Source organism: Myxococcus sp. RHSTA-1-4 (assembly GCF_020037125.1).
Taxonomy (GTDB): Bacteria; Myxococcota; Myxococcia; order Myxococcales; family Myxococcaceae; genus Myxococcus.
On sequence record NZ_JAIQDG010000066.1, the window covers coordinates 1 to 22990 of the forward strand.

Sequence of the window (22990 nt, forward strand, 5' to 3'; positions counted from 1 at the left end):
GGGCGAGCGGCGCGAACCCATCACGCCGCCGGCTCGAACTCGGGCCTCGAGCCCTCATCCAGGGTGCTCGTCAACAGCGGCCCACGGCCTCCACCAGCTTCGGGCCGAAGACATTGAGCCAGCACACCTCGTAGACCTTGTCGAAGCCGTCTCGAATTGCGGTCTGCATGTCGCGGCCGAAGTTGGGCGAATCCGCCAACTCCCTGTCAGCCGCGCTGTGGGCCGAGGCGTAGGTGGTGACCGGGTAGCGGGTGGCCCAGGCGCGGACCATGTCCACGAACTCTCGACAACGCTCCGTGTTCGCGAAGACGGAGAGGGGCTGCACCTCAAGAAAGAACTTCAATCTGGGAGCGCGAGGCGGGAGCCAGAGCCAGAGCGACGTGTCCAACGCGGGCAGCGCCGTGCGATAGAGGCCGATGGACGTGCTATCCCCGTCGCGCTTCTCCTCCAGTGCCTTCCAGAGGGCCTCGCGGGAGTACCTGCGGTGCCGCCTGCCCTTGACGACATCCGGCATCCAATCCCCAGCGCATTTTTCGAGGGCCTGAAGGAAGGGCTCCAACTCTCGCTCCAGTGCTGCCTGCGGGTCGAAGGCTCCTTCAAGCATGAGCAGGAGACTGTCCTCTCCATGCAACTCTCGTGGGTTCAGCACCTTCATTCGAACAGCACCTCCACTCCCTGAACCTTGTCCTGAGCGTTGTTCACAGCGTCCCTCAACACGTCGGGCATCTTGGGCTTGAGGTCGCCACCCTCGTAGATGAGGCGGACCCTGCGGACCTGCACATGGCTGTCGCGGAGGTTGAGGGAAGGCCGGCGGATATTCAGTTCCTCACCGTAGTAGCGCAGGGCCTCTCTCGCGTCCGCCACCATCTGCGCCGTTAACGCTTCTGCCGTTCTTAGGAGCGAGAAGTCGCGGCTCTTGAAGCTGAAGGTCTCCTGTTGGCGTTCACGAGGAAGCGCGGGAATTTGGACCGGGACAGCGGACGGGTTCCGCGAGTCCGCCGCCCCGGCGTCCGGCTCAGCGCTTCGACTTCGTCTTGCGCGCGGCAGCGCTCTCCTCGGCGGCTCGGCGCCGGTAGCTCTGCCCCTCAATCGTGATGATGTCGGCGTGGTGGATGATGCGGTCGATGAGCGCGGTGGCGCACGCACCGTTGGGGAAGATGCCAGTCCACTCCGAAAACGCCAGATTGGAAGTCAGGACGAGACCGCGTTGCTCATACCTTCTGGAAACCACCTGGAAGAGCAGGTCGGCGTTCCTGGAGTCGTAGGAGAGGTAGCCCACCTCGTCGAGGACGAGCAGGCCGGTGCGGCTGGTGTAGTGGCGCAGGCGCCGGTCCAGCGCGCGCGAGGAGTCCTGGCTGGCCAGGTCCATCAGCATCTGGGAGGCGAGGGTGAAGAGGACGGAGTGCCCCTGGCGCACGGCCTCGTGGGCGATGTTCTGGGCAATCATCGTCTTGCCCAGCCCCTGGGGCGCGATGATGACGACGTTGCGGGCGCCCGGCATGAAGTCCAGGCGCAGGGCGGACTCGACGGCCTCGCGGTCAATCTTCTTGGGCCAGGCCCAGTCGAAGTCCGCCATGGGTTTGAAGCGGCCCAGGCGGCTGCGCGTCAGCCGCCGCTCCAGGCTGCGACGGCTTCGCTCCCGCAGCTCCTCGTCGGTGACGTGTTCGAGCAGTTCGGCGGGGCCCCAGCGGGCCTTGGTGGCGCGGGCGATGAGGTCATCGAGGGCCCCCGCGGTGGAGTGCAGGCCGAGGGCGGCGAGGCGTTCAGACAGAGGTGTCGTCATCGGAGGAGTCCTTGGTCAGCAGCTTGTCGTAGTCGGCAAGGGAGTGAGGGGTGACACGGGAGGCGTGGATGCGTGGGTCGTCTGGGAGCACCACCTGCAAGGGGGGCGGCTGGCGGCGCCCGCGAGCGCGCTGGTCCAGCAGGTGCGCCACGGAGGGGGCGCCCACGGCGCCCCTGGCGAGCGCCTCGGCCAGGGCGGCGTTGAGGGCCCGTGCGCCGTGGCGCTCCAGCAGGCGTGTCAGCTGGGCGGTGTGGTGGGCGACGGAGACGTCGCGCAGGGCGAGGGCGGAGAGGAAGTCGTCGGCCTTGTCGCAGCAGGCCCGAAGCAAGTCCCTGCCGCGTAGCTCGTGGGCGCGGGCCTTCTGGGCGGCGAGCGCGGAGAGGTGGGCGGGGGCCTCCACGGTGCGGCCCCTGTCATAGGTGCGTGCGTGGCTGGCCACCTCCTGGGTGCCGTCGAGCAGGCGGATGCGCTGCTCGGAGGCGATGAGTGTCAGGGGCTTTCGCACCAGGGTGTGGGGAATGGAGTAGTCATTGCCGTCGAAGCGCACGTAGGGCGTCTTTCCGGAGGTGACGGGCCGCACCGCGTCCGTGGAGAAGGGGTGGGCGGGCAGCGGCAGCAGCCGGGGGCGCTCTTCTTCCAGTGCCTGGGCCACGGTGCGGCCGGAGGTGTCGCCCGGCAGCCTGCGCGCGTGGGCGACGTCCTGAATCCACCCGGCCAGCTGCGCGTTGAGGTCCTCGGGGCCTTTGAAGGTGCGCGCGGCGAAGAAGGAGTCACGCAGGTAGCGGATGGTGCGCTCCACCTTGCCCTTCTCGTTGCCGCGGTACGGAGCGCACGGCTTGGGGGCGAAGTGGTAATGGCCTGCCAGCTCCAGCAGCCGGGGGTGGAAGCGGATGGCGTCGCCAGCGCGCTCCAGCACCACGGACTTCAGGTTGTCGTACAGCAGCGCGCGCGGCACCCCGCCCAGCGCCTCGAAGGCCAGCACGTGGCCGCGCAGGAAGCTCTCCAGCGTCATGTCCAGGAAGAAGCGGGCGTACATGGCGCGGCTATGGCCCAGCACCAGCACGAAGCAGCAGAGCGTCCTCTTCGTGCCACCCACGGCCACCTTGCCGAAGTGGCCGTAAGTCCACCTGGGCCTCCTCGCCCGGCAGCGTGGTGCGGCGCAGGAAGGCCTCGGCCTGGCTCTCCGGGCGGACGGTGCGCACGTAGCGGCGCACCTGGAGGGGGCCGCCGGAGTAGCCGCGCGCCTTCACCATGTGGAAGAGACGGCTGGCCGTCAGCCGCGGGTGGGCCTCCAGCGTGGTTTGAATGAAGTTCTTGTACGGGTCCAACAGCGTGGGCCGCACCGACTGCATCCCCGTCCCGCTGACGCGCTCGAGCGCCAGCGCGCGGCGGACGGTGTCGTGGTGGACGCCCAGCTGCATGGCGATGGTGCCCACCTTCCAATGCTGCCGCGAAGTGCAGCCGGCGGATGCGTGCCGTCAGCTCGGGCGAAATCATCGCGCCACCTCACGGAGGACGCGCACGGCGCCAGCGCGGCCCCAGGTGGGTGCGCGCCAGGGTGGTGTGGCGGAGGAAGGGGCTGGTGCGTCCGCAGAACGCACAAGTGGGAAGAGACGGCGGTGCATGCGGCAGGGGCCTCGCTGAGCTGGCCCGCGTGTCCGCCTCCATGGCGGGCTGGACCGGCTCGGAGGCCACCGTCGCCTCCGGGGCGCCTGGCGGTGGAGACGGATGCGTCACTTTCTGCCGCTGCCGCTGTCGCCAGGCCGCCTGCCGGGCCGCATGGGCGTGCCGTCCGTCCCGGGTTCGCTGGTAGCGCCGGCCCGCCTCGCGCACCGACTCGGCCCTCGCGCGTCTGCTGCACGCCGCCCCGCAGTAGCGCCGCCCCCGGTCGCACGCCGAGCAGAGAAAGAAGACCTGCCGGCACTCGGGCCGGCCGCACACCACGAAGCGCAGCGTCTCCACCGGACTCCTGCGCGCGCCGGCTTCTGGCGCCGCGCCCGGGAGTGCGCTACCTCTTGCTCACCGGCCCGCCCCACTCGCACACCCGGGCGCGCCGTCTCAGGAAGGCTCTCCAGCCGCTACTGGAGGGCCTTTCGTCTTCTTGGGCGCGCGGCTCCCAACTCCACCGGTAGGGCAGCCGAGACACAACTTTTCGGCCACCGGGCCGGGGGGGCGATGCCCTTCGGAGTCAGGAAACTCCAGGCGACCGGTCCAAGAACACGCGCTTCTTGGAGACCATCAACATCGTGGGGGCCGGGCGGGCTGCGCACAATCACGCTCTCGGGCGTGACGTTCCCGTAGGCACGCCCACGGCCCCATGCGCTCCACCAAAGGCGGGGCCAGCCGGAGCGCCTGTCAGCTCTATCTGGTATTGCACGACCTTGCGCCGCCGATGAGATCCCGAGCGAAGGGGGCCAGGGCCAGGAGGGCTCCGCATGCTGCCACGATGGTCGATTCCCCTATTGCTCGTGATGCTGGCCGGATGCAGTGGCACCACGAAGTCCGTGCGCCTGCACACGGGCCACGGCGAGCCCCTCGTCCTCACCCCACGCAGCGGCGATGCCGCGCCGGTGGAGCTGGACGAAGACGACTTCGTTGAAGCCGTAGAAGCGCTCGCCCAGCGCGTGCGGCCGTCCACGCGTCCCCAGGAAACGGCCCGGCGGTTGTTCGAGGTGGATTCGCGCAGCGGTTCGTACCTGTACGAGCCACGCAGCCACCGTGTCATCCCGCTGGGGCCGGGCGAACACCTGGAGGGCGAACAACCCGCGACAGAGGTGGAGTTGACGCGTGCCTACCTGCGCTGGTGCGAGCGCACGAACAAGCCCGGCGATTGCCTGCGCCTCCTGGTGGAAAACCCCACTGTCACCGGGGATGGCCGTTACGCCCTGGCCATGGCCATGGCCCAGGGCGCCGTGTTGGACGAGATGATGGACGCCTTCAAGGACATGGCCGACCCCCAGGCCATGATGACGGCGGTTCTTTGGACGTGGACCACCTACATGATCTTGCTCGCGGTGCCCGAGCCCTTCTCGAAGGGCGTGGCCGCCGTGATGACCGCCTCGCTCATTGCCTACGTGGGGATTGATACGTTCTGGAGCCTCATCGTGGGCTTCAAGCGGTTGGTGGAGGAGACGGAGCGAGCCACCACGTTTGACGAGCTCCGCGAGGCGGGGGAGCGCTACGGCAAGGTCATGGGCCGCAACGCGGCGCGCGCGTTCGCCATGTTGGCCACGGCCGCCATTGGGAACACGGCGGCAGGGCTGGGGTCGAAGGTGCCAAAGCTCCCCGGCGCCGCGCAGGCGGCGGTGCAAGCCGAAGCGCAAATGGGCATCAGGCTCGCGGCGGTCGCGGACGTGGGAACGGTGGCCGTGAGCGCCGAGACCGTCACCATCGCCCTTGCGCCCGGCGCGGTGGCCATGGCAGCCAGAGGCATGGGCGGCGGCACCCCCGCCAAGGCCCAGCCCACGGGCTACAGGGCTTGGGGATCGTTCAGTGGCTTCAAGAAGGCCATGGGCCCGGCGGGCAAGAACAAGGAGTGGCACCACATCGTCGAGCAGACCCCGGGCAACGTGAAGCGCTTCGGCCCCCAGGCCCTCCACAACACCGAGAATGTCATCCCGCTGGAAAAGGACCTGCATACCAACGTCAGCGCGCTCTACTCGTCGGTCCGCTACGACATTACTCATTCGTTTACGCAGACGGTGCGGCAGTGGTTGAGCACACAATCCTACGAAGCCCAGCGTGAGTTCGGGTTGCTGGCCATCGAGAACGTGAAGAAGGGGTTCTGGTGATGAAGTTGGAGGAACTGGTCGAGCAGTTCGCTCGGAATGTCGCGGCCCAGACCGATGCCATCCATCGAGGAGATGCCAAGACGGGGAACAAACACGCCAAGCAGTACACCGCCGCGCTTCAGGCACTACGGGCGCAGGGGGATACCGGCCGTGATGCCCTCGCCGTGCTGCTGAAGCACCCTCGCACGGATGTCCGAGCCATGGCAGCTGCGTTTCTGCTCCGCTACCGGACGGCAGAAGCCAAGGCTGTACTGGAAGCGGCAGCGAACGAGGGAGGCGTTGCCGCCATCGGAGCGATCATGACGCTGCGACGTTGGGAGGACGGCACCTGGGCGCTCGATCCGGAGTAGCGCGCCTCGAATCGAGGGCCAGCATGCCCGTGAACAGTGCTCCCTCGTGCTCTCTGAACGCCTGGCGCGGGAGTACATCGCAGGGGCTCGTATGTCGAAGTGTCGCACCCGAGGCCTGGAGCCCATCTATTTCGACGTCTCACTGTTTGAACGAAAGCGAGCGCTCCCCTACCCGCCTTTTTGGAGAGCGCAGGGTGGGCCTTGCCCGCCTGGATGCAAAGAGAGGACGCTAGCGCAAGAGGTGGCCCCTACCACCAGGGTGGTAGGGACAGCCTTTCGGCGCACACCTATTCAGAGGCTGAACACATGTGCTGATTGCAGGGGCCCCCTGCATGACGGGGAAGGACGAACGCGTCAATGAACCTCACTGCGCACGAGTACGCACTCAGGGACAAGCTCATCGCGGAACTCAACAGCTCGCTGTGTCTCCCCGAAGTGCTGGGCCGTGCCCGGGACGTGATGCTCGAGCTGATTCCCGCGGACTACATGGGGCTGTGCATCGTCACGCCGGGCCAGTCCGTCGAGTACGAGTGGCTGGTGCCGGGCCAGCGCGTCGCGCTGCTGGAGCAGTACTCGGAGCTGGCCGACGACGACTTCGTGCGCAAGGCGGTGGTGCGCCAGCTCAACACGGTCATGCGGGACTCGGAGATGCTGCCGCGCAAGGAGCTGGAGAGGAGCCTGCTCTACCAGCGCAGCCGTGAGCTGGACCTGCGGCTGGAGCACGTCATGGCGGCCCTGCTGACCGTGAGCCCGGGCGTCTTCGGCGGCTTCACCCTCTATCGAGACCGCCGGCGTCCCTTCACCGAGCAGTCCAGCGCGATGTTCCAGGGCCTGACTCGCCACCTGGTGAACGCCGTGCGCAACTGCCGCGCCATGTCCGTGGCCTCGACCGGCGACCGCCTCCTGGAAGAGCTCCACAGACGGCACGGCGCCGCGTACCTCGTCGTGGAGCCTCCCGCCATCGAGAAGCTGCGCTCGCCCCGCGCCGCCGCGCTGCTGGAGAAGTGGTTCGCCCGGTCCGACCTCCACATCTCCGGTGTCCCCCAGGTGCTGGTGGAGCGCCTGACCGCGCTGACCCGCATGGACGCGGACGCGCGGCTCAGGGCGAATACCTGGGTGCACTCGCGCGGTGATGAGTACCTGGTCGTGACGTTCGTCGAGCTGCCCGAAACGTACGGTCCGAGGCCCTGGGCCCTTGTCCTGAATGAGTTCTCCCCCTCGATTCCGCTTCCCGGCGAGATGGCCCGGCAGCTCACCGCTCGTCAAATCGAGATCGCCAAAGGCATCCTCAGGAACTGGTCCAATGAGCAGATCGCCGAGGAGCTCGACCTCTCTCCCGCAACGGTGAAGACGCATGTGCGGGACATCTTCAAGAAGCTGAAGTGCGACAACCGCGCCGACTTCATGTACCAGGCCGCCCGCTTCCTGAAGCCCGTCTGAGCGGCCACGAGCGGGCTCGGTCCCCCCTTCCCTCCGGGCCCGCCCGTGGCGCTGAGCCGCCGTGAGCATTCAGAACCGCGGCAGGGCGAGGAGGTTGTCTGTATAGGCGCCGTTCGCCACGGTCCGCAGGTAGGGCGGAGAGGTCCGGACGACCTCCACCCTCACATCCACGGGCATGGCTCGCACCCGCGCCTCTCCGCCGTTCAGGATCCACTCGACCATCTCCGACCGGGTGGCCATGCCGATGACTCCCCCATCGTTCCACCGGACCTCGGTGATGTGCTCGTGACGAGCTCCGCCCTCGAGATGGATTTGCGTGATGTAGCGCATGGAGGCTCCTTCCGGTGCGGATGCCTTTGTTCGACCGGAAGGATGGCCTCCTGACGCCACGCTGTCTCTACCACCAGGGAGGTACGCCGCCCCTCACCTCTCGCGGAAGAAGCCCGGATAGAGGGCACGCGTCGTGCGGGCCGAGAGCAGCACCGCCGCCTGCTCCTCCCGGTCCGTCAGCGTCCGCAGCACCGAGGTCAGCTCGGCCACGTGCTCGACATCCGCCGCCCCGTGGCTGCGCAGGAACGTCACCGCCTTGTGGATGTTCGGGATGGCATCCACCTCCAGCAGGCGCTCCACCGCCCCGCTCGCGCGCGTCACCGACAGGTACTCCAGGACGTAGGCCGTGCCCAGGAACGCGGTGGGCACTCCCGCCCGGGAGGTGAAGAAGTTCCACCCGGTATACGCGTCGACGGCCGGAGCGCGCGCCGTCCCCTCCACCCGCTCCTCGGAGCAGCCCAGGTTCCTCAGGTCCGCCAGCAGCCAGCGCTCGTGCCCGCGCTCCTCCACGGCCTTCTGCAGCAGCAGGTCCGCCAGCCGCGCGTGCCGGCCCAGGCGCTTCAGCCGCTCGCCCGCGCTCACCAGCAGCGGCATGCTCCAGCGCACGTAGTGATACGTCTGCACCAGGTAGTGGACATACCCCTCCACGTCGATGGTGCCGTCGAACAGGCGCCGGGCGTCGGGGTGCGCGTCCAGCGCCTCCACCAGGCCACGGCCCTCCTGCTCCAGCGCGTCCACCCAATCCGTCATCCGAGCCTGACTCTCCATTTGCGTGTGCACGTACGTCTCCTGTCCGGGGCCGTTTCCGTTCCCGGTGTTGCGAGGTGAAGGGGAAGGGGAAGAAGCTGCGCGCCCGGCCTATCCGGCCTTGCGAACGCCGAAATCGAGCGCGTGGAACCGCGCCAGGGTGCTGGCCGGAATCTCATCCAGCGCGGCGATGAGCGGCAGGGTGAAGCGGCGGAAGCCCGCCTCGTAGAGGGGCGCCCCAATGAACCGCGCCCCCATCTTCCGCGCGAAGAGGATGGGTGCCCGCGGCATCCTCAGCCCATCCAGCTGCCCCTGCCGGGCGCGTGCCCGCTCCACGAGCGTATAGAAGGGGTCGCTCGGAATGGCGGGCGCCTGCGTGGGCGCGGATGCACGCACCCGCCAGCGCGGGCTCATCCACCCCCGGTGGGCCGCCACCTGGTGGATGAGGCGCGCATCCTCCTCCGAGTCCGTGTCCAGGTTCGCCGCGGCAATCCAGTGCGTCACCCCGCGCCGCCGGCTCTCCTCGTAGACGCCCGCCTGCAGGTGCGCCACCGCCTCGGAGTGCCGCCACCGCTCGAGCACGCAGAAGCGCGCGGTCTCCGCGAAGACCTGCCCCGGGCCGCCCACCCCTGACAGGTCCAGCTTCTGCTCCAACTCGATGCCGAACCGCCCCCCGGTGTCGCGCGCCACCTGCGGGTTGGGTAGCAGCATCCTCAGGGTCGCCACCGCCTCACCCGCCGCGTAGACGACCAGGTGCACGGTGGTCTCCAGCGTGTCGAAGCAGCTCACCTCCCGCCGGGACGGCGGCGCGCGCCCGGCAATCAGTCCCAGCTCTCCACCGAAGACCGCCCAGCGGACGCGAAGCGCGTCATCGAGCTCGCGCTGGGTGGTGGCGACACGGCAGTACATTGACGTCATGGGTCCCCTCTCCGAAGCGGGTCGGGTCCGGCGTTCTCGCCGTCCTCGCCACTTCCTTCGTCGCCAGGGACCCGAGTGCGAGCGCCCGCCTTCGCCCCTCGACTTGAATGGCATACCACCCTGGAGGTAAAGACAAACGGCACGCCCGCCAGCAACCTCGCACGGCGATGCGCATCCCCACCCCCGTCGAACTCGCCGGGCCGGTAACGAAGGAGCACACACGACACAGTCAACCCGAGCGCGGGCAAGACAATCCCGGTGAGGAGTGGGGATGAGCTTTCCAACACAGGCGGAGGAGCTGGCGCTGCACGAGCGCGTCCTGAAGAAAGACCCGGTGGCTCCAGTCGAGGTCTTCCAGGTCTTCATGGACCCCATCCTCGCGGCCCTGGGCAGGAAGGACAGGCGTGAGCGGGAGGAGGCCTATGACGCAATCATCGACGTCCTCTACTCCTATCTGAACAGTCCTGAACGTTACACGGCCCAGAAAGGCCGCCTGTCCACCTATCTGACGCAGGCCGCCAGGAATCGGCTGATGGACCAGTACCGCTCCGCCGAGGCCCGGCACCGGCGGGAACAGGAATTCGGCAAGGTTTTCGAACTCGGGGCGAGGTCTCCGAAGGAGTCCCTGGAGCTATCCGTGGAGGCACGACGCGCCGTGCTCAGGCTGGAGCAATCCGGACTTCAGAAGGAAGACCGCGCCATGCTCGGGCTCGTCCTCCAGGGCGAGAGGTCGACCGTCGTCCTGGCCGAGGCCATCGGGCTGGGCTCGATGCCGGAGGATGACCGCCAGCGAGAGGTGAAGCGCCATCGAGACCGCCTCATGAAGAGGTTGGCGCGTCTCGGAAAGGAGGACCCCGATGACGAATCCTGAATGGCTCGAGCGGGTTGCACGGCGAAGCCGGAGCGAGTCCTGGACGCTGGGGCATGCTTTCGAGCGGTACCGGGAGCTGGAGGGCCGGACCCCGGAGGAGCTCGCGAAGGAGCTGGGCTGCTCCGTGCAGACGCTCCACTGGCTCTCCGTCTGCCGGCGTCCCGAGGGCCCGGACTTCACCGAGCAGGCCACCGCCATCGCCAGCCGCTTCGGAGTGGAGCTGCTGCCGCTCGCCAAGGTGCTCAGGCATGTCGAGGTGCTGGAGACGCTGTCCCCGCAGGAGAGGGGCGCGGAGGACACCGCGGAGCAGCCCATGCAGATGGCGGCGAGGGACCGCGCCCAGGACGACGAGACGAGCTCATGACGGCACGCTGGCTGGAGGAAGCCGTGGAAGCCTGTGGCTTGACGGCCACTCCCCGATTCCCCCGGGACCTGGCTGCAGAGGTTCCCCTCCGGCTTCCCGTCACCCTGGTTCCCCTGCCCCGCGTCACGCCCGAGAGCGTGCGGGACTGGCTTCGGCGGAGGCGGCTGCATCCTCCGGGGACGGACGTCCCTCGTGGGTTGCATGGCTGCATGGTGGCCCGGGCAGGGGTTGGCATCCTCTTCCATGACAGCGAGGAGGATGAGGCCGAGCACCGCTTCACGCTGGCGCACGAGGTGGCGCACTTCGTGCTCGACCAGTGGCTCCCCCGGAAGCGGGCCGTGCGCGTGTTTGGAGAGGGAATCCTCCCGGTGCTCGATGGACTGCGCCCCCCGACCCCCGAGGAGTCCCTGACCGCGCTGTTCGAGCGGGTGTCCCTGGAAGTCGAGGTGAAGCTCATGGACCGGAGTCCTTCCGGGCTCTTCTCCAGCGGCAGGGTGGCGGAGTCCGAGCGGCGCGCGGACCGGCTGGCGCAGGAGCTGCTCGCTCCGGCGGCGCTCGTCACACCGCTGGTGCGGGACGTGTCCGAGGAGGAGGGCGTCGACCGGGTGGTGGCCCGGTTCGGCCTCCCCGGAGAAGCGGCCAGGACATACGTCCAGCTGCTGCGCCGCCGCCTGCGCATGCCGCGCTTCTCCTGCCAGCGATTCCTTGGAGTGGATGGAGGGTGACCATGCCGGGAGGAGTTCCCCCTGAGGTGGAAGCGGAGCTGTTCGGAGACGACGAGTACCGGGAGGCCTTCAACGAGGAGCTGTCCACCACGCTCGACCTCGACCGGTGGTCCACCGGGCTCGACCTGGACAGCGTGATGGCCCGCTTCCGGAGAGAGATTGCCAACGCCGTCAAGAAGGAGGGGCGCCTGCGTGCCATCGTCCGCAACGAGCTCTTCCCCCGCCTTCAGACGCGGCACGCCTCGTTCCCGGAGGCTGGCATCTACCGGGTCACCCCCGAGGAGGTCTCCCTCATGCACGAGCGTCTGCTCTTCCGGGGAAGGGTCGACGCCGTGAGCGGGAGTCACACGTCTCATGACAGCCTCCCCATCGGCATCTCGCAGATTGGCGTCGCCGTCGTGGGCTACGGGGGCACGTCCGGGGCGTTCTCGCAGCGGCTCTTCCGCAAGGAGATGGCCTCGCAGAGCGCGAATCCCATTCAAGAAGCGCTGGACTACATCAACATGCGCCAGAACCGCTTCAAGGGGCGCAAGGACACCCTGTCCCGAATGGCATGTCGTGGCATCCGCACGTATGCCGAGCGGGCGGCCCTGATGAACAAGTCCTCGGCGGAATGGCGCATGGGGGTTGGCAATCCTTGCGCCCATGAGCTGCTCTCCGGCTCCGGCTACATGAGCCTGCTGGAGCGTTCCCTCGTCGTGCTCCGGCGCCTCGTCCACGAGCACAAGAAGTTCGTGTTCGTCTCCGATGCGCTGCATGACCGGGGCTTCCTGACCATGGGGTTCGCGCTCGATGCGGGCGAGTACGCTGTCCTGGAGACACTCCAGAGCGACGGGGAGGACGTCGTCGAGGGGTGGGAGTACGGAGACCGGAGCAAGCGGCTGGCGTGGGACTTCGTGAAGCAGTCCTCCCCGCATGTCATCAAGGGGCTCTTCCGGGTCTCGGACCACTCCCCTCCCCGCCTCTTCTACGCGCACCGCGAGCACATCCACACGGCGGCCTGCATCGCCATGGCCGACAGCATCCTCCGGCCCGAGCGGGCCTTCCCGATGCTGCTCGACGTCGCGGAGATGTCCTGCCGGAGCGCCTTTGGTGAGGACGGCTTCCTGGGCCTGGTGCATGACGCCTACGCCCAGGCGGACGCGAACCTTCAGTACTTCAGCGAGCGCGGGATGCGCCGCTAACCGGGGAGGGTGAAGGATGTTCGATGATGGCAAGGGACCGAGGCCTCCAGGTGCGGGTGTTTCCGAAGGCGAGCCGGGCCGTCCGGCGCATGTGCTGAATGGCAAGGGGCCGCCGCTCCACGTCGTGGGCGGACCTCGCGGAGAGCCCCCGCGCTCCCCGCCCGCCACGCCGGGCGCCGCGCCTCGGCCGCCGGGCCCCGTGGCCCCCCCGAACAACGTGATGCGCCCGGCGCCTCCCGCGGGCGCGAGGCCCACGCCACCTCCGGGCAATGGAGGCCCTCCGGCCAGGTCCTCGCAGCCACCGGGCGCGGGAGGTCCTCCCGGTAGGCCCCCTTCGCCGGCGAGCGCCAGTGAGCCGCCGCGTCCGCCTCCGGGGCCCCAGGCCGTGGAGGCCCGGAGCGCGCGCAATGACATCGTCCGCCCGGTGCCGCCCGAGGCCCGGGCCGCGCTCGACGAATTGAGGAACGAGGCGAAGACGGCGGCACAGCTCGACCCGGAGCTGGCGAAGGCCGCGGGCTTCACGCACTTCGACACCCCGTCGAGCCAGGACAACCTCATCACCGTCCTGCTGACCCGGGATGACCTCCACCTGCTCGCCTCGCAGACGCTGGTGCGCGTGAAGTCTCGGGAGGACGGGCGCGCGTACCTCGGCGTGGTCGTCCGGGGCCCCTTCGCGGAGCCCAACGCGGTTCCCGCCAACTCCACGATGGCCATCGGCGTGGTGACGCAGGGAAAGAAGCTCACCTACACGTTCGACTACCACGGCCGCGCGGAGGTGGAGCTGCTCGGCGAGGAGGTCGAGGGAACCTTGAAGCCTCCCCGCTTCCGGCCCCGGCCGCAGAGCCCCGTCTTCATCCTCGACGACGCGGAGAGCGAGCGCGTGCTCGGAGTGGGAGGGGACCTGAGCCTCGGCGTCGTCGTGGGCTACGAGCGCATGGAGGCCCGCCTCAATGCCAGGGACAAGGCCATCCTGCCCCGCCACACCGGCATCATCGGAACCACGGGGGGCGGCAAGTCCACCACCGTCGCCACGCTCATCCACCGCGCCCAGTCGGCGGGCATCGCGACCATCGTCTTCGACGTGGAAGGCGAGTACACCCACGTGGACCAGCCCACGGACCAGGCAGCCATGCTCGAGGCGCTCAAGCGGCGCGGCCAGCGGCCGGAGGGCGTCAAGGACCTGCACATCCATCACCTGACCGGCCGCGCGAGCCGCCGCCCCCGCCACCGGCACCTGCACCCGTTCTCGCTGAACTTCTCGCGCCTCTCGCCCTACGCGCTCGCGGAGATTCTGGACATGTCGGATGCGCAGCAGGAGCGCTTCCTCAAGGCCTATGACGTCACGAAGCTGCTGCTGGAGGACTTCAAGATCTTCCCGCAGAGCGAGGACGACCGTCAGCGCGCCCTGGACGTGGACGAGCTCTCCACGGGCTATCCCCACATGACCATCCAGCACGTGCTGGACGTCGTGAGCGCGTACATCTACAGCCTCAGCGACGAGGGACGGGCCGAGGCGAAGAGCAGGCCCCGGGCCTCATCGAAGAAGAAGGGCTCGAGCGCGCTCCTGGATGGGCTCGAGGCCGAGGAGGCGCAGGAAGAGGCCGCGCCGGCCCCCTCGGGGCCCACGCTGCACAGCGAGTTCAAGAGCAACCCGGGGCTGGTCATGAACCGGGTGATGGCCCAGAGCAGCAAGAACGAGATCAGCTGGAAGGCGCTGTCCAGCAAGCTCCACCGGCTCCGGCGCCTCAACATCTTCGACATGGGCACGGCGCCCGGGGTGGCCTACGACTCGATGCTCCAGCCCGGCCGGGTCTCCGTCATCGACCTGTCGGATACGGATTCACCCCAGCTCAACAACCTCGTCATCGCCGACATCCTGCGGGGGCTCCAGGAGACCCAGGAGAAGCTCTACGCGAAGGCGAACGACCAGGACCAGTCCGTCACCCCCGTCCTCATCATCATCGAGGAGGCGCACGAGTTCCTGTCGGCCAGCCGCATCTCCCAGATGCCGGTCCTGTTCGAGCAGGTGGCGCGCATCGCCAAGCGCGGCCGCAAGCGCTGGCTCGGGCTCGTCTTCGTGACGCAGCTGCCACAGCATCTCCCCAACGAGGTGCTCGGGCTGCTCAACAACTTCATCATTCACAAAATCACCGACAGCACCGTCATCTCCCGCATGCAGCGCACGGTGGGCAGCATCGACGAGAGTCTCTGGAACCGGGTGCCGCGGCTCGCGCCGGGACAGGCGCTGGTCTCGTTCAGCAGCTTCACCCGCCCGCTGATGGTGGCGGTGGACCCCGCGCCCGTGAAGCGGCTGCTCGTGGAATAGGGGCGCGGACCTGACCCCAGTACGATGGCGCGTTGAAGTCCCGGGGTCCATGCTCGCGGCGGTTCCCTTCCCCCTCGCCGAAAGGAAGCGCGCATGGACACCCCGACCCGTCCCACCACCGCCCAGACTGGAAAGATCGCCGGCAGCTATCTCACCACCCGTGACGGCACCCAGCTCTACTTCAAGGACTGGGGCCCGAAGGATGGCAAGCCCATTGTCTTCTCACACGGCTGGCCGCTCAGCTCGGACGCCTGGGAAGACCAGATGCTGTTCCTGTCGGAGCAGGGCTACCGCACCATCGCCCACGACCGCCGTGGCCACGGCCGCTCGTCGCAGCCGTGGGCCGGCCACGACATGGACACCTATGCGGATGACCTCGCCGAGCTGACCGCCGCGCTCGACCTCGGGAAGGCCGTCCATATCGGCCACTCCACGGGCGGCGGCGAGGTCACCCGCTACATCGGCCGCCATGGCACCTCGCGCGTCGCCAAGGCCGTGCTCATTGGTGCCGTGCCCCCCATCATGCTCAAGACGGACTGGCACCCGAACGGCCTGCCCCTCGACGTCTTCGACGGCATCCGCGCCGGCGTGCGCGGCGACCGCTCGACCTTCTTCAGGGAACTGAGCATGGCGTTCTACGGCTTCAACCGGCCGGGCGCGAAGGTCTCGGAGGGCCTGCGCGAGGGCTTCTGGATGCAGGGCATGATGGGTGGCCTGAAAGCCGAGCTCGACTGCATCAAGGCCTTCTCGGAGACCGACTTCCGCGCCGACCTCGCCAGGTTCGACGTGCCCACCCTGGTGATGCACGGAGATGACGACCAGATCGTGCCGCTCGACGGGTCCGCGAAGCTCACCGTCACGCTGGCCAGGGGCGCGGAGCTGAAGGTCTATCCGGGCTTCAGCCACGGCATGTGCTCGGTCAACAAGGACGTCATCAACCGAGACCTGCTGGCCTTCATCCAGCGGTAGGCGCTCGAGACCGTACGCGGGCGCTCAGACCTGATGGAGCTGATATTGATACCGCGCATGAACAAGCTCATGAGAACGGGTCTGCTGGGGTTGGCGGCGCTGTTGCTGGCGTCGTGCTCGGATGACGACGAGGGCGTGGACTGCGCGCAGGTGGTGGTCTTCGCCCGGTCGGCCACGGGCGGGTGCCAGAGCTTCCCGACGCCGTGCGACGTGCCCCAAGGCTACGTCGAGTGCTGTGGCGGCTTCCTGGGCGGCTGCGTGATGGGTGGCGAGGACGTGACGTGCGTGGATGACCCCACCGATTCCTGCGACCCGGACGCCGGCGGCGCCGACTGTCCCGGCATCTGCCAGTAGCCGCTCACGACACCCGCTGCATCGCTCCCGGCGTCCCGGCCGGCTCCACCACCCGGCCGGACTCCAGCCGCACCACCCGGTCCGCCAGCGAGAAGTACCGGTCATCATGGGAGATGACCACCAGCGCCTTGCCCGCCGCCTTCAATTCGGGGAGCAGCTCCCGGTAGAAGACATCCTTGAAGACCGGGTCCTGGTCCGCCGCCCACTCGTCGAAGACGTAGATGGGCCGGTCCTCCAGGTACGCGGTGAGCAACGCCAGCCGCTTGCGCTGCCCCGTGGACAGCGCCGTGGTGGACAGCTTCCCGCCTTCAATCCGCACCTTGCGCTCCAGCTGCAGCCGGCGCAGCAGCACCTCCGCCCGCTCGGAGAGCCGGGGCGAGGCCAGCCCGAGCAGGTGCTCGAAGAGATAGAAGTCCGAGAACACCGCAGAGAAGTGCTCCCGGTACCTGTCCCGGTCCGCTTCGGTGATGACCTGTCCGTCCAGGCGCAGTGCTCCGGACTCCGGCCGGTACAGGCCCGTGAGCAGCTTCGCCAGCGTCGTCTTCCCGCTGCCGTTGCCCCCCACCAGGAAGACACACTCTCCCGGCACCAGCGTCAGGTCGATGGGCCCGAGGGTGAACAGGCTGTCCTCGTTCTCGCGGTGGTACGCGTGTGTGACGCCCACCAGCTCCAGCTTCTGGAAGGCGCGCGGCTCGGGCACCTCGGCGGTGTCCTCCTCCGCGCCGTGCTCCGTGAGCGACAGCCCCAGTTGCTCCATATGCCGCGCCGCCACCCCCGCGCGCACCAGGTGGTGCAGCAGGTTCAGCAACGTGTCCAGCGGCGCCAGCAGGTACAGCACCACCAGCGTGTAGCCGACCAGCGTGTGGCGATCCACGACGCCAAAGGCGGGGAAGGCGAACAGCATCAGCCCGATGACCGCGAAGTTCAGCAGGAACGCCCAGGCCTGGCCGAGCATCCCCAGGTCCGCGCTGCGGGTGAACAGCCCCCGGATGGCGCTCGCCGTGGGCTCGAGCTGCTCGTCGAGGAAGGCCCCGCGCCGGCGGCGGTGGAGCTTCAGCTCCTTGATGCCCCGGGTGAGTGAGTCCAGGTGCTGGAACAGCGCGTCCACCTGCGCCCGCGCCCGCGCCAGGAACGCCCGCGAGCGGCGCTGGAGCAGCGCATAGAAGGAGAGCCCCAGCACCACGACTCCCATCATCGCCCCGAAGACCCACGCCGACAGCCACGCCAGGTACAGCAGGCAGCCCAGAATCGTCGCCGCGCTGATGACCACGGTGGGCAGGTGCGCCAGGCCCTGGTTGACGGCGATGGCGTCCTCCTGGAGCGCCGCCAGCACCCGCGCGCCGCCCACCTGCTCCAGGCTGCGCAGCGGCGCGGAGAGAATCCTCCGGCTGAGCCGCATGCGGAGCTCGTACAGCGTGCCGACGTTCAGCCGGGTGAGCAGCATCTGCGAGGCGCATCGCGACACCAGCGCCAGCAGCACCACTCCCACGAACGTGAGCACCTGCCAGCGCTCCAGCGGGCCCTCGTGGGCGAGTGCGTCATTGATGAGTGCGATGAGCTGCGCGCTGCTCGCCCCAGAGATGAACCCGAGGACGACGGCCAGCGCGAAGTTCCCGCGGGATGCTCGGAGAAGCAGGGAGAAGACGTTCATCCGGGGGGCCACGGGAGACCGGGACCAGCGCCCGGGCAAAGAAGCAATCGAGCGCCACCATATCGGGCGAGCAGCCGACGGGCCACAGCCCCTGCCTTCCCCACACAGGCCTGGAGGCCCGCGAATACGTCAGGGCTGCTTCGTCTCGCCCTTGGAGCCTTGCGCCTGTTTCCTCGCCTTCTCCTGCTTGCGGAAATACCACGAGGAGCTCCACATGCCTGGTCCCGTGAAGATCAGCGTGACAGCCGCCATCACCAGGGCACCAATGAGAATCTCCACCAGCATGTCCACTCACGTCCTTGTCTCGGCGACCCGCGCCGTCCCTCATGGAGGCCCTGCACCCACCCACCCCACGCACCACGGCCGGAGGCCCACCGTGCGGGCGACCGTCGTGCCGCCCACGGACTTTCATGCCGCAATGCCTCCCCGGACGCAACGCGCGTCAGGGCTGCCGCCATTCATTGAACCTGACGCCTCCACACGGCCATCGGTCCCTCCCGCCCCGGTGCTACGCTCGCCCCCTCCATGGTCCTCCCCCACTCCAGCGAGCTCCGTCCCAACCTCCGCCGGGGAGCCACGCTGCTCGGCCTCGTCCTCTCCCTGCTCGGCTGCCAGGGCCGGGTAACGGACTCCGGCCCGGAGGACACCTGCCCCACCGGCGACTGCGAGACGCCCGAGGTCCCCACGGGCCGCCCCGAGGGCAGCCTCCGCATCGCCGCCTTCAACGTGCACCGCTTCTTCGACACCGTGTGCCACTCCGGCCAGTGTGGCGGGAGCGCCTACGAGGCCCTGCCCTCACCCGAGGCCTTCGCCGCACAGGCCGACCAGCTGGCCGGGGCCATCGACGCGCTCGACGCGGACGTGGTGCTGCTGGCGGAGCTCGAGACCCAGGCCTCACTGGACGCGCTCACGGCCCGGCTGCCACGGTTCCGCGACGACGCGGGGACCCGCCGCTCGGTGCTGGGCGAGACGGGCTCCGCGGCGTCCGTGGACGTGGCGGTCCTCTCCGCCCACTCCATCACCACCTTCCGTGGCCACAGGGACCGGGTCCTCACCCGGCCGGACGGCACCACGACGCGCTTCTCCCGCGAGCTGCTGGAGGTCCACCTGGACACGCCGGGCGGCAAGACGGTCGTCTTCTCCGCGCACTTCCGCTCCAAGGTGGACGACGACCCGGGCCGCCGCTACGCCGAGGCGGACGCGGCCCGCGACATCGTCGCCACCGCTGCTCGAGAGTCTCCCGGCGCGCTCGTGGTGCTCGGCGGGGACCTCAACGACGTGCCCGGCTCCGCCCCGCTCGATGCCCTGGAGCGGGATGGGGTGCTGCTCCGCGTCTCCAGCGACCGCCCGGCCAGCGAGACGTGGACGTACTCCTACTTCGGAGACCGCCAGGCCATCGACCACCTGCACCTCGCCCGGGGCGGAGGCTCATACGTGCCCGGCTCGTTCAAGGCCGTGCGCGAGTCGCGAGGCGGCTACGGCGGCTCCGACCACGCCGCCGTGTCCGCGGACTTCCTGCCGGCCCGCTGAGGCGGCACCGCCAGGCCGTGGCGGTGTGACGTTCCTCAAGCGACGGCCCGCCTTCACGAGGCGACTGTGGCGCTGACGGGGCGGCTTCCTACGCGGCGAGGAAGCCTCCATCGACCGGCAGCGGAACGCCGGTGACGTAGCCGGCGCCGTCGGAGCACAGCCAGACCGCGGCGCCGGCGACCTCCTCCTCGGTGGCCATCCGCTGCATCGGGTGCTCCGCGACGAGCGCCTGGACGATGTCGGGGACGTACGCCTCCGCCTGCCGCATGCTGGGCGTCCGGGTGACGCCCGCGCAGAGGGCATTCACCCGGATTCCGCGCGTGGCGTACTCGAGCGCCACCGAGCGCGTGAGGCCCACCACCGCGTGCTTCGAGGCGACGTACGCGTGGTTCTCCGCCTTCCCGGCCTGTCCGAAGATGGAGCTGATGTTGACGATGGCGCCGCCACCCGACGCGAGCATCGCCGGAATCTGGTAGCGCATCGCCAGCCAGACGCCCCGGGCGTTGATGGCCATGACGCGGTCCCAGACGTCCTGGTTCGTCTTCTCCAGCGGAGCCATGTCGCCCATGCCCGCGCTGTTCACCGCGAAGTCGAGCCGGCCGAAGTGCTGCACGGTGGCCTCCACGGCGTGCTTCACGGAGGCCTCGTCTCCCACGTCGGTGGGGACGAAGAGGACCTTCGCACCCTCGGCCTCCAGCGCGGCGCGGGCGGCCTGACCGGCGGCCTCGCCCCGGGCCGCGAGGACGACTCCTGCCCCCGCGCGGGCGAAGAGGCGTGCCGTTGCGAGCCCGATGCCGGACGTGCCTCCAATGACGAGCGCCACCTTGTTCGAGAAGTCGTAGGCAATCATTTGCGTTTCCCTTCCGCGCCCAGGCCGTCGCGGATGAAGAGGACCGTCTGCTGGGCGAGGGCCCGGCGGCGCCTGGAGTTGAGCCGCTTCCGGAGGTTGTCCGAGGCGAGGACCTCGTGGAGCTCGGCGCCGAGCTCCTGGAGGATGACGTCCGTCAGCCCGGGGCCGATGAGGGTGGCGACGAAGCGGGTGGCCACGTCCAGGTCGGAGGTCTTCAGGGCTCCGCTCGCGGCGCCCTCGGCGAGGACAGCGCGGAGCTCCGCGATGCCGGCCTCGCAGATGGCCTTGTAGAGGCCGCGAACCTCCACCACGGCGGTGGGCGCGGCGGCCGCCGCGGAGAGCCGGGCGAGGCGCGGGTGCTCGACGAGGAACGCCATGCCCCGCTCGATGAAGGTCTCCAGGCGCGCCCAGAAGTCGCCGTCCTGGGTGGCGGCGCCGATGAACTCGCGCTTGCGCCGCGGGGCCTCCTCGGTGAGCAGCCACCGGTACAGGTCCAGCTTGTCCTCGAAGTACTGGTAGACGCTGCCCTTGGGGATGCTCGCGCGGCGCGCGATTTGGGACAGCGACGCCTCCGTGTAGCTCCGGTCGGAGAACTCGATGATGGCCTCGTTCACGAGGCGCTCACGCCGCTCATCCGGCAGGCGGAAGAAGGTGCTCGTTGGCATGCGACCGGCCAGTCATATGACCGGCCGGTCGCATTGGCAAGGGTTTACGGCCCCGTCTCCTCCAGGAACCGGCGCATCGCGTCCGGCATCCAGCGGAACACCGTCTTCTCGCGGGAGGTGGCGCCAATCCGCTCGTAGAAGGCGCGGGCGGAGGCGTTGTCCGGCCGCATCTCCCAGCGCACGGGCATTCCCTCCGCCGTGCCCACCTCCGCCAGGTGCCGCATCAGCGCCCGCCCCAGCCCCGCCCCGCGCACGCTCTCCCGCACGTACAGGTCGTCCAGCCGGAGGACCCGGGAGTTCGCCCAGGGCATGAAGTCCACCGTGTACGTCGCGAACCCCACCGCCCCTTCCGGCCCCTCCACCAGCGCCGCCCGGAGCAGCGGCGGTGTCGCGCCGAGCGCCTCCCGCAGCCGGGGCTCGGTGGCCAGCATGAGATGGGCGCTCTCCTCGTGCGCCGCGAACTCACGCAGCAGCGCCAGGAGCACGGGCGCATCCGCCTCGGTGGCGGGACGCACCCGGAAGGACAGAACCTGGGGAGTCTTCTCTGGGGACATGCGCCTTCGCATCCCACGCGGCTGTCATTTTGCCAAGCGGCGGCATGCGGGGGATTCTGGCGCCACGGTCGGGCGGAGAGGGGGAGCGTACCGTCGAGGAGTTCCTCCGCGTTCGCGCCACCACCGTGACGTCTCATCCCGGAGCCACGACCCGCATGCGGATCGCCGTCATCGCCACCTATACGCACCCCACCCGGCTTCGAATCAAAGAGCCCTCCATCATGCAGTCCTCCGTGCCGGAGCTCATCGCCGGCCTCTGCCCGGACCACGCGGAGGTGGAGATCTTCAACGAGAAGGAAGTCGACATCCCCCTGGACCGCCACTGGGACCTCGTCTTCTTCTCGTACCTGCACTCCTACTACGAGCACACCAAGGTGCTCTCCACCCTCTTCCGCCAGCGAGGCATGAAGACGGTCGCCGGCGGCCGCCACGCCAGCTACTTCCCCGATGACGCGAAGGAGCACTTCGACGCCGTCATCACCGGCGAGCCCGAGGCCAACGTCCCCGCCCTCATCGAGGACTTCGAGAAGGGGCAGCTCCAGCAGGTCTACAGCCGGCCCTCGCTCGGCCCCGCGGCCATCCGGCCCTACCGCTACGAGCTCATCGACTTCACCCACAACAAGCTGCGCCTGCCCGGCATCGAGGCCTCCCGCGGCTGCCCCTTCTCCTGCAACTTCTGTGTCCTCACCGGCAACGAGCGCTACCGCTACCGCCCCATTCCCCAGGTCATCGACGAAATCCAGACGCGCATGCACTGGAACCCCAACTTCATGGGGCTCATGGATGATGCGTTCATCTTCCTCGACAACAACCTGGGCGGCTCGCCCAAGTACCTGCGCGAGCTGTGCGAGGCGCTCATCCCCCTGAAGAAGACCTGGGGCTGCGCGCTCACCTTCAACGTCCTCAAGGACGAGTCCCTGGTGAAGCTGATGGCCAGGGCCGGGTGCCGCTACGTGTACACGGGCCTGGAGTCCCTCAACCCCGACTCCCTCAAGGCCATGAACAAGGGACAGAACAAGCTGGCCGAGGTGGACGCCGTCATCCGCCGCGTGTTCTCCGCCGGCATCCTCCTGTCCTTCGGCCTCATCGTCGGCTCGGACGGCGACACCAACGAGTACCTGGAGAAGCTCCCCACGTACCTCGCGGACCTGAAGTACTTCTCCATCACCTTCCTGGGCATCGTCTGCCCGTACCCGGAGACGCCCTTCTTCCGCGAGCTGCAGGCCGAGGGACGCCTCCTGCCCGGCACCGTCAGCCGCGACTACGACGGCTATACCCTCTGCCACCAGCCGAAGAACCTGCACCCGTCCGAGGTCATCGAGCACTTCAACCGGCTGTGCCTCGAGCTGGGCAGCCTGCCCAACATCGCGCGGCACTACTGGTCCAAGCTCACCATGAGCGACATGCCCCGGTACAAGCAGACGATTCTGTTCTCCGGGCCGGAGATCCTCAGCATCCGCAACCCGGTGAAGAACAAGGCGCGGCGCTACATCGCCGGGCAGGACTCACTGGAGGAGTGGGACGCGCGGCAGATGCAGGCGCTGGGACTCCAGCCGCAGCGGCTCACGTAGCCCGGACGGAGCGCCGC

26 protein-coding genes are annotated in these 22990 nt (G+C 68.8%); 12 read left to right on the forward strand and 14 right to left on the reverse strand.

Annotation, left to right across the window (positions count from 1 at the left end):
• Positions 1–70: 70 nt before the first annotated feature.
• The 6 genes from K8638_RS43185 to K8638_RS43210 all read right to left on the reverse strand — a co-directional run bounded on the left by K8638_RS43185 (position 71) and on the right by K8638_RS43210 (position 3745).
• The gene (locus K8638_RS43185; protein WP_223760627.1) at positions 71–514 is read right to left on the reverse strand and encodes a hypothetical protein; all 444 of its coding nucleotides are present in this window, start codon (positions 512–514) and stop codon (positions 71–73) included.
• A gap of 137 nt (positions 515–651) precedes the next feature.
• On the reverse strand, positions 652–867 hold the full coding sequence (locus K8638_RS43190; protein ID WP_223760628.1) for a hypothetical protein: 216 nt from the start codon (positions 865–867) through the stop codon (positions 652–654).
• A gap of 148 nt (positions 868–1015) precedes the next feature.
• Entirely contained in the window at positions 1016–1783 is a 768-nt protein-coding gene (istB, locus tag K8638_RS43195; protein ID WP_223760629.1) for an IS21-like element helper ATPase IstB, read from the reverse strand.
• Positions 1764–2879, reverse strand: a complete 1116-nt coding sequence (istA, locus tag K8638_RS43200; RefSeq protein WP_370644255.1) for an IS21 family transposase — start codon at positions 2877–2879, stop codon at positions 1764–1766. The genes istB and istA overlap by 20 nt, the downstream gene beginning before the upstream one ends.
• A complete protein-coding gene (locus tag K8638_RS43205) occupies positions 2827–3204 on the reverse strand; it encodes a hypothetical protein (RefSeq protein ID WP_223760631.1) in 378 nt (125 codons plus the stop codon). Before K8638_RS43205 ends, istA begins: the two co-directional genes overlap by 53 nt.
• Positions 3205–3289: 85 nt before the next feature.
• The gene (locus K8638_RS43210) at positions 3290–3745 is read right to left on the reverse strand and encodes a hypothetical protein (protein ID WP_223760632.1); all 456 of its coding nucleotides are present in this window, start codon (positions 3743–3745) and stop codon (positions 3290–3292) included.
• A gap of 473 nt (positions 3746–4218) precedes the next feature.
• Between K8638_RS43210 and K8638_RS43215 the strand changes: the two genes are divergently transcribed.
• From K8638_RS43215 to K8638_RS43225, 3 genes are all read left to right on the forward strand, one after another.
• Entirely contained in the window at positions 4219–5574 is a 1356-nt protein-coding gene (locus K8638_RS43215; protein ID WP_223760633.1) for a hypothetical protein, read from the forward strand.
• The gene (locus K8638_RS43220; protein WP_223760660.1) at positions 5574–5924 is read left to right on the forward strand and encodes a DUF2019 domain-containing protein; all 351 of its coding nucleotides are present in this window, start codon (positions 5574–5576) and stop codon (positions 5922–5924) included. The genes K8638_RS43215 and K8638_RS43220 overlap by 1 nt, the downstream gene beginning before the upstream one ends.
• A gap of 357 nt (positions 5925–6281) precedes the next feature.
• Positions 6282–7364, forward strand: coding sequence for a LuxR C-terminal-related transcriptional regulator (locus K8638_RS43225; RefSeq protein WP_223760634.1), 1083 nt, complete (start codon positions 6282–6284; stop codon positions 7362–7364).
• 69 nt (positions 7365–7433) lie between these two features.
• Here the strand turns inward: K8638_RS43225 and K8638_RS43230 are convergent, their stop codons facing one another.
• From K8638_RS43230 to K8638_RS43240, 3 genes are all read right to left on the reverse strand, one after another.
• Positions 7434–7694: a DUF3892 domain-containing protein gene (locus K8638_RS43230; protein ID WP_223760635.1), complete on the reverse strand. Its 261-nt coding sequence runs from the start codon at positions 7692–7694 to the stop codon at positions 7434–7436.
• 93 nt (positions 7695–7787) lie between these two features.
• Positions 7788–8444, reverse strand: coding sequence for an iron-containing redox enzyme family protein (locus tag K8638_RS43235; RefSeq protein WP_225938082.1), 657 nt, complete (start codon positions 8442–8444; stop codon positions 7788–7790).
• A 108-nt stretch (positions 8445–8552) separates the two neighbouring features.
• Positions 8553–9359: a GNAT family N-acetyltransferase gene (locus K8638_RS43240; protein ID WP_223760637.1), complete on the reverse strand. Its 807-nt coding sequence runs from the start codon at positions 9357–9359 to the stop codon at positions 8553–8555.
• A 271-nt stretch (positions 9360–9630) separates the two neighbouring features.
• On the opposite strand from K8638_RS43240, the gene K8638_RS43245 reads away from it, so the two are divergent.
• The 7 genes from K8638_RS43245 (at position 9631) to K8638_RS43275 (ending at position 16152) form a co-directional block, all read left to right on the forward strand.
• Entirely contained in the window at positions 9631–10230 is a 600-nt protein-coding gene (locus K8638_RS43245) for an RNA polymerase sigma factor (RefSeq protein WP_223760638.1), read from the forward strand.
• Positions 10217–10594 carry a hypothetical protein gene (locus K8638_RS43250; RefSeq protein WP_223760639.1) on the forward strand — a complete coding sequence of 126 codons (378 nt, stop codon included), beginning with the start codon at positions 10217–10219 and terminating at the stop codon, positions 10592–10594. The genes K8638_RS43245 and K8638_RS43250 overlap by 14 nt, the downstream gene beginning before the upstream one ends.
• Positions 10591–11319 carry an ImmA/IrrE family metallo-endopeptidase gene (locus K8638_RS43255; RefSeq protein ID WP_223760640.1) on the forward strand — a complete coding sequence of 243 codons (729 nt, stop codon included), beginning with the start codon at positions 10591–10593 and terminating at the stop codon, positions 11317–11319. Before K8638_RS43250 ends, K8638_RS43255 begins: the two co-directional genes overlap by 4 nt.
• Before the next feature lie 2 nt (positions 11320–11321).
• The gene (locus tag K8638_RS43260) at positions 11322–12503 is read left to right on the forward strand and encodes a hypothetical protein (protein WP_223760641.1); all 1182 of its coding nucleotides are present in this window, start codon (positions 11322–11324) and stop codon (positions 12501–12503) included.
• Positions 12504–12519: 16 nt separating this feature from the next.
• Entirely contained in the window at positions 12520–14829 is a 2310-nt protein-coding gene (locus tag K8638_RS43265) for an ATP-binding protein (RefSeq protein ID WP_223760642.1), read from the forward strand.
• A 93-nt stretch (positions 14830–14922) separates the two neighbouring features.
• Positions 14923–15798 carry an alpha/beta fold hydrolase gene (locus tag K8638_RS43270; protein WP_223760643.1) on the forward strand — a complete coding sequence of 292 codons (876 nt, stop codon included), beginning with the start codon at positions 14923–14925 and terminating at the stop codon, positions 15796–15798.
• 69 nt (positions 15799–15867) lie between these two features.
• Positions 15868–16152 (forward strand): hypothetical protein, encoded by a 285-nt coding sequence (locus K8638_RS43275; RefSeq protein ID WP_223760644.1) that lies wholly within the window; start codon positions 15868–15870, stop codon positions 16150–16152.
• Between the two features lie 4 nt (positions 16153–16156).
• On the opposite strand, the gene K8638_RS43280 is transcribed toward K8638_RS43275, so the two are convergent.
• Complete coding sequence (locus K8638_RS43280; RefSeq protein ID WP_223760645.1) at positions 16157–17803, reverse strand: cyclic peptide export ABC transporter; 1647 nt, start codon at positions 17801–17803, stop codon at positions 16157–16159.
• A 129-nt stretch (positions 17804–17932) separates the two neighbouring features.
• On the reverse strand, positions 17933–18088 hold the full coding sequence (locus K8638_RS43285) for a hypothetical protein (RefSeq protein ID WP_223760646.1): 156 nt from the start codon (positions 18086–18088) through the stop codon (positions 17933–17935).
• A 240-nt stretch (positions 18089–18328) separates the two neighbouring features.
• On the opposite strand from K8638_RS43285, the gene K8638_RS43290 reads away from it, so the two are divergent.
• Entirely contained in the window at positions 18329–19333 is a 1005-nt protein-coding gene (locus tag K8638_RS43290; protein ID WP_223760647.1) for an endonuclease/exonuclease/phosphatase family protein, read from the forward strand.
• Positions 19334–19421: 88 nt separating this feature from the next.
• Here the strand turns inward: K8638_RS43290 and K8638_RS43295 are convergent, their stop codons facing one another.
• From K8638_RS43295 to K8638_RS43305, 3 genes are read right to left on the reverse strand one after another with little or no spacing between them, the layout of a single operon-like run.
• Positions 19422–20183 (reverse strand): SDR family NAD(P)-dependent oxidoreductase, encoded by a 762-nt coding sequence (locus K8638_RS43295; protein ID WP_223760648.1) that lies wholly within the window; start codon positions 20181–20183, stop codon positions 19422–19424.
• Positions 20180–20848, reverse strand: a complete 669-nt coding sequence (locus K8638_RS43300) for a TetR/AcrR family transcriptional regulator (RefSeq protein WP_223760649.1) — start codon at positions 20846–20848, stop codon at positions 20180–20182. Before K8638_RS43300 ends, K8638_RS43295 begins: the two co-directional genes overlap by 4 nt.
• Before the next feature lie 44 nt (positions 20849–20892).
• Positions 20893–21402, reverse strand: coding sequence for a GNAT family N-acetyltransferase (locus tag K8638_RS43305; protein ID WP_223760650.1), 510 nt, complete (start codon positions 21400–21402; stop codon positions 20893–20895).
• A 155-nt stretch (positions 21403–21557) separates the two neighbouring features.
• Here K8638_RS43305 and K8638_RS43310 point away from each other — a divergent pair, with 155 nt between their 5' ends.
• Positions 21558–22973, forward strand: a complete 1416-nt coding sequence (locus tag K8638_RS43310; protein WP_223760651.1) for a radical SAM protein — start codon at positions 21558–21560, stop codon at positions 22971–22973.
• The last annotated feature ends 17 nt before the right edge of the window (positions 22974–22990 follow it).

Excerpts from the sequence above, each read along its gene's own strand:
- K8638_RS43185 (WP_223760627.1), bottom strand. The coding sequence starts at position 514 with ATGCCGGATGTCGTCAAGGGCAGGCGGCACCGCAGGTACTCCCGCGAG.
- K8638_RS43190 (WP_223760628.1), bottom strand. The coding sequence starts at position 867 with ATGGTGGCGGACGCGAGAGAGGCCCTGCGCTACTACGGTGAGGAACTG.
- istB (WP_223760629.1), bottom strand. The coding sequence starts at position 1,783 with ATGACGACACCTCTGTCTGAACGCCTCGCCGCCCTCGGCCTGCACTCC.
- K8638_RS43205 (WP_223760631.1), bottom strand. The coding sequence starts at position 3,204 with ATGCAGCTGGGCGTCCACCACGACACCGTCCGCCGCGCGCTGGCGCTC.
- K8638_RS43215 (WP_223760633.1), top strand. The coding sequence starts at position 4,219 with ATGCTGCCACGATGGTCGATTCCCCTATTGCTCGTGATGCTGGCCGGA.
- K8638_RS43220 (WP_223760660.1), top strand. The coding sequence starts at position 5,574 with ATGAAGTTGGAGGAACTGGTCGAGCAGTTCGCTCGGAATGTCGCGGCC.
- K8638_RS43225 (WP_223760634.1), top strand. The coding sequence starts at position 6,282 with ATGAACCTCACTGCGCACGAGTACGCACTCAGGGACAAGCTCATCGCG.
- K8638_RS43230 (WP_223760635.1), bottom strand. The coding sequence starts at position 7,694 with ATGCGCTACATCACGCAAATCCATCTCGAGGGCGGAGCTCGTCACGAG.
- K8638_RS43235 (WP_225938082.1), bottom strand. The coding sequence starts at position 8,444 with ATGACGGATTGGGTGGACGCGCTGGAGCAGGAGGGCCGTGGCCTGGTG.
- K8638_RS43240 (WP_223760637.1), bottom strand. The coding sequence starts at position 9,359 with ATGACGTCAATGTACTGCCGTGTCGCCACCACCCAGCGCGAGCTCGAT.
- K8638_RS43245 (WP_223760638.1), top strand. The coding sequence starts at position 9,631 with ATGAGCTTTCCAACACAGGCGGAGGAGCTGGCGCTGCACGAGCGCGTC.
- K8638_RS43250 (WP_223760639.1), top strand. The coding sequence starts at position 10,217 with ATGACGAATCCTGAATGGCTCGAGCGGGTTGCACGGCGAAGCCGGAGC.
- K8638_RS43255 (WP_223760640.1), top strand. The coding sequence starts at position 10,591 with ATGACGGCACGCTGGCTGGAGGAAGCCGTGGAAGCCTGTGGCTTGACG.
- K8638_RS43260 (WP_223760641.1), top strand. The coding sequence starts at position 11,322 with ATGCCGGGAGGAGTTCCCCCTGAGGTGGAAGCGGAGCTGTTCGGAGAC.
- K8638_RS43265 (WP_223760642.1), top strand. The coding sequence starts at position 12,520 with ATGTTCGATGATGGCAAGGGACCGAGGCCTCCAGGTGCGGGTGTTTCC.
- K8638_RS43270 (WP_223760643.1), top strand. The coding sequence starts at position 14,923 with ATGGACACCCCGACCCGTCCCACCACCGCCCAGACTGGAAAGATCGCC.
- K8638_RS43275 (WP_223760644.1), top strand. The coding sequence starts at position 15,868 with ATGAGAACGGGTCTGCTGGGGTTGGCGGCGCTGTTGCTGGCGTCGTGC.
- K8638_RS43280 (WP_223760645.1), bottom strand. The coding sequence starts at position 17,803 with ATGAACGTCTTCTCCCTGCTTCTCCGAGCATCCCGCGGGAACTTCGCG.
- K8638_RS43285 (WP_223760646.1), bottom strand. The coding sequence starts at position 18,088 with ATGCTGGTGGAGATTCTCATTGGTGCCCTGGTGATGGCGGCTGTCACG.
- K8638_RS43290 (WP_223760647.1), top strand. The coding sequence starts at position 18,329 with ATGGTCCTCCCCCACTCCAGCGAGCTCCGTCCCAACCTCCGCCGGGGA.
- K8638_RS43295 (WP_223760648.1), bottom strand. The coding sequence starts at position 20,183 with ATGATTGCCTACGACTTCTCGAACAAGGTGGCGCTCGTCATTGGAGGC.
- K8638_RS43300 (WP_223760649.1), bottom strand. The coding sequence starts at position 20,848 with ATGCCAACGAGCACCTTCTTCCGCCTGCCGGATGAGCGGCGTGAGCGC.
- K8638_RS43305 (WP_223760650.1), bottom strand. The coding sequence starts at position 21,402 with ATGTCCCCAGAGAAGACTCCCCAGGTTCTGTCCTTCCGGGTGCGTCCC.
- K8638_RS43310 (WP_223760651.1), top strand. The coding sequence starts at position 21,558 with ATGCGGATCGCCGTCATCGCCACCTATACGCACCCCACCCGGCTTCGA.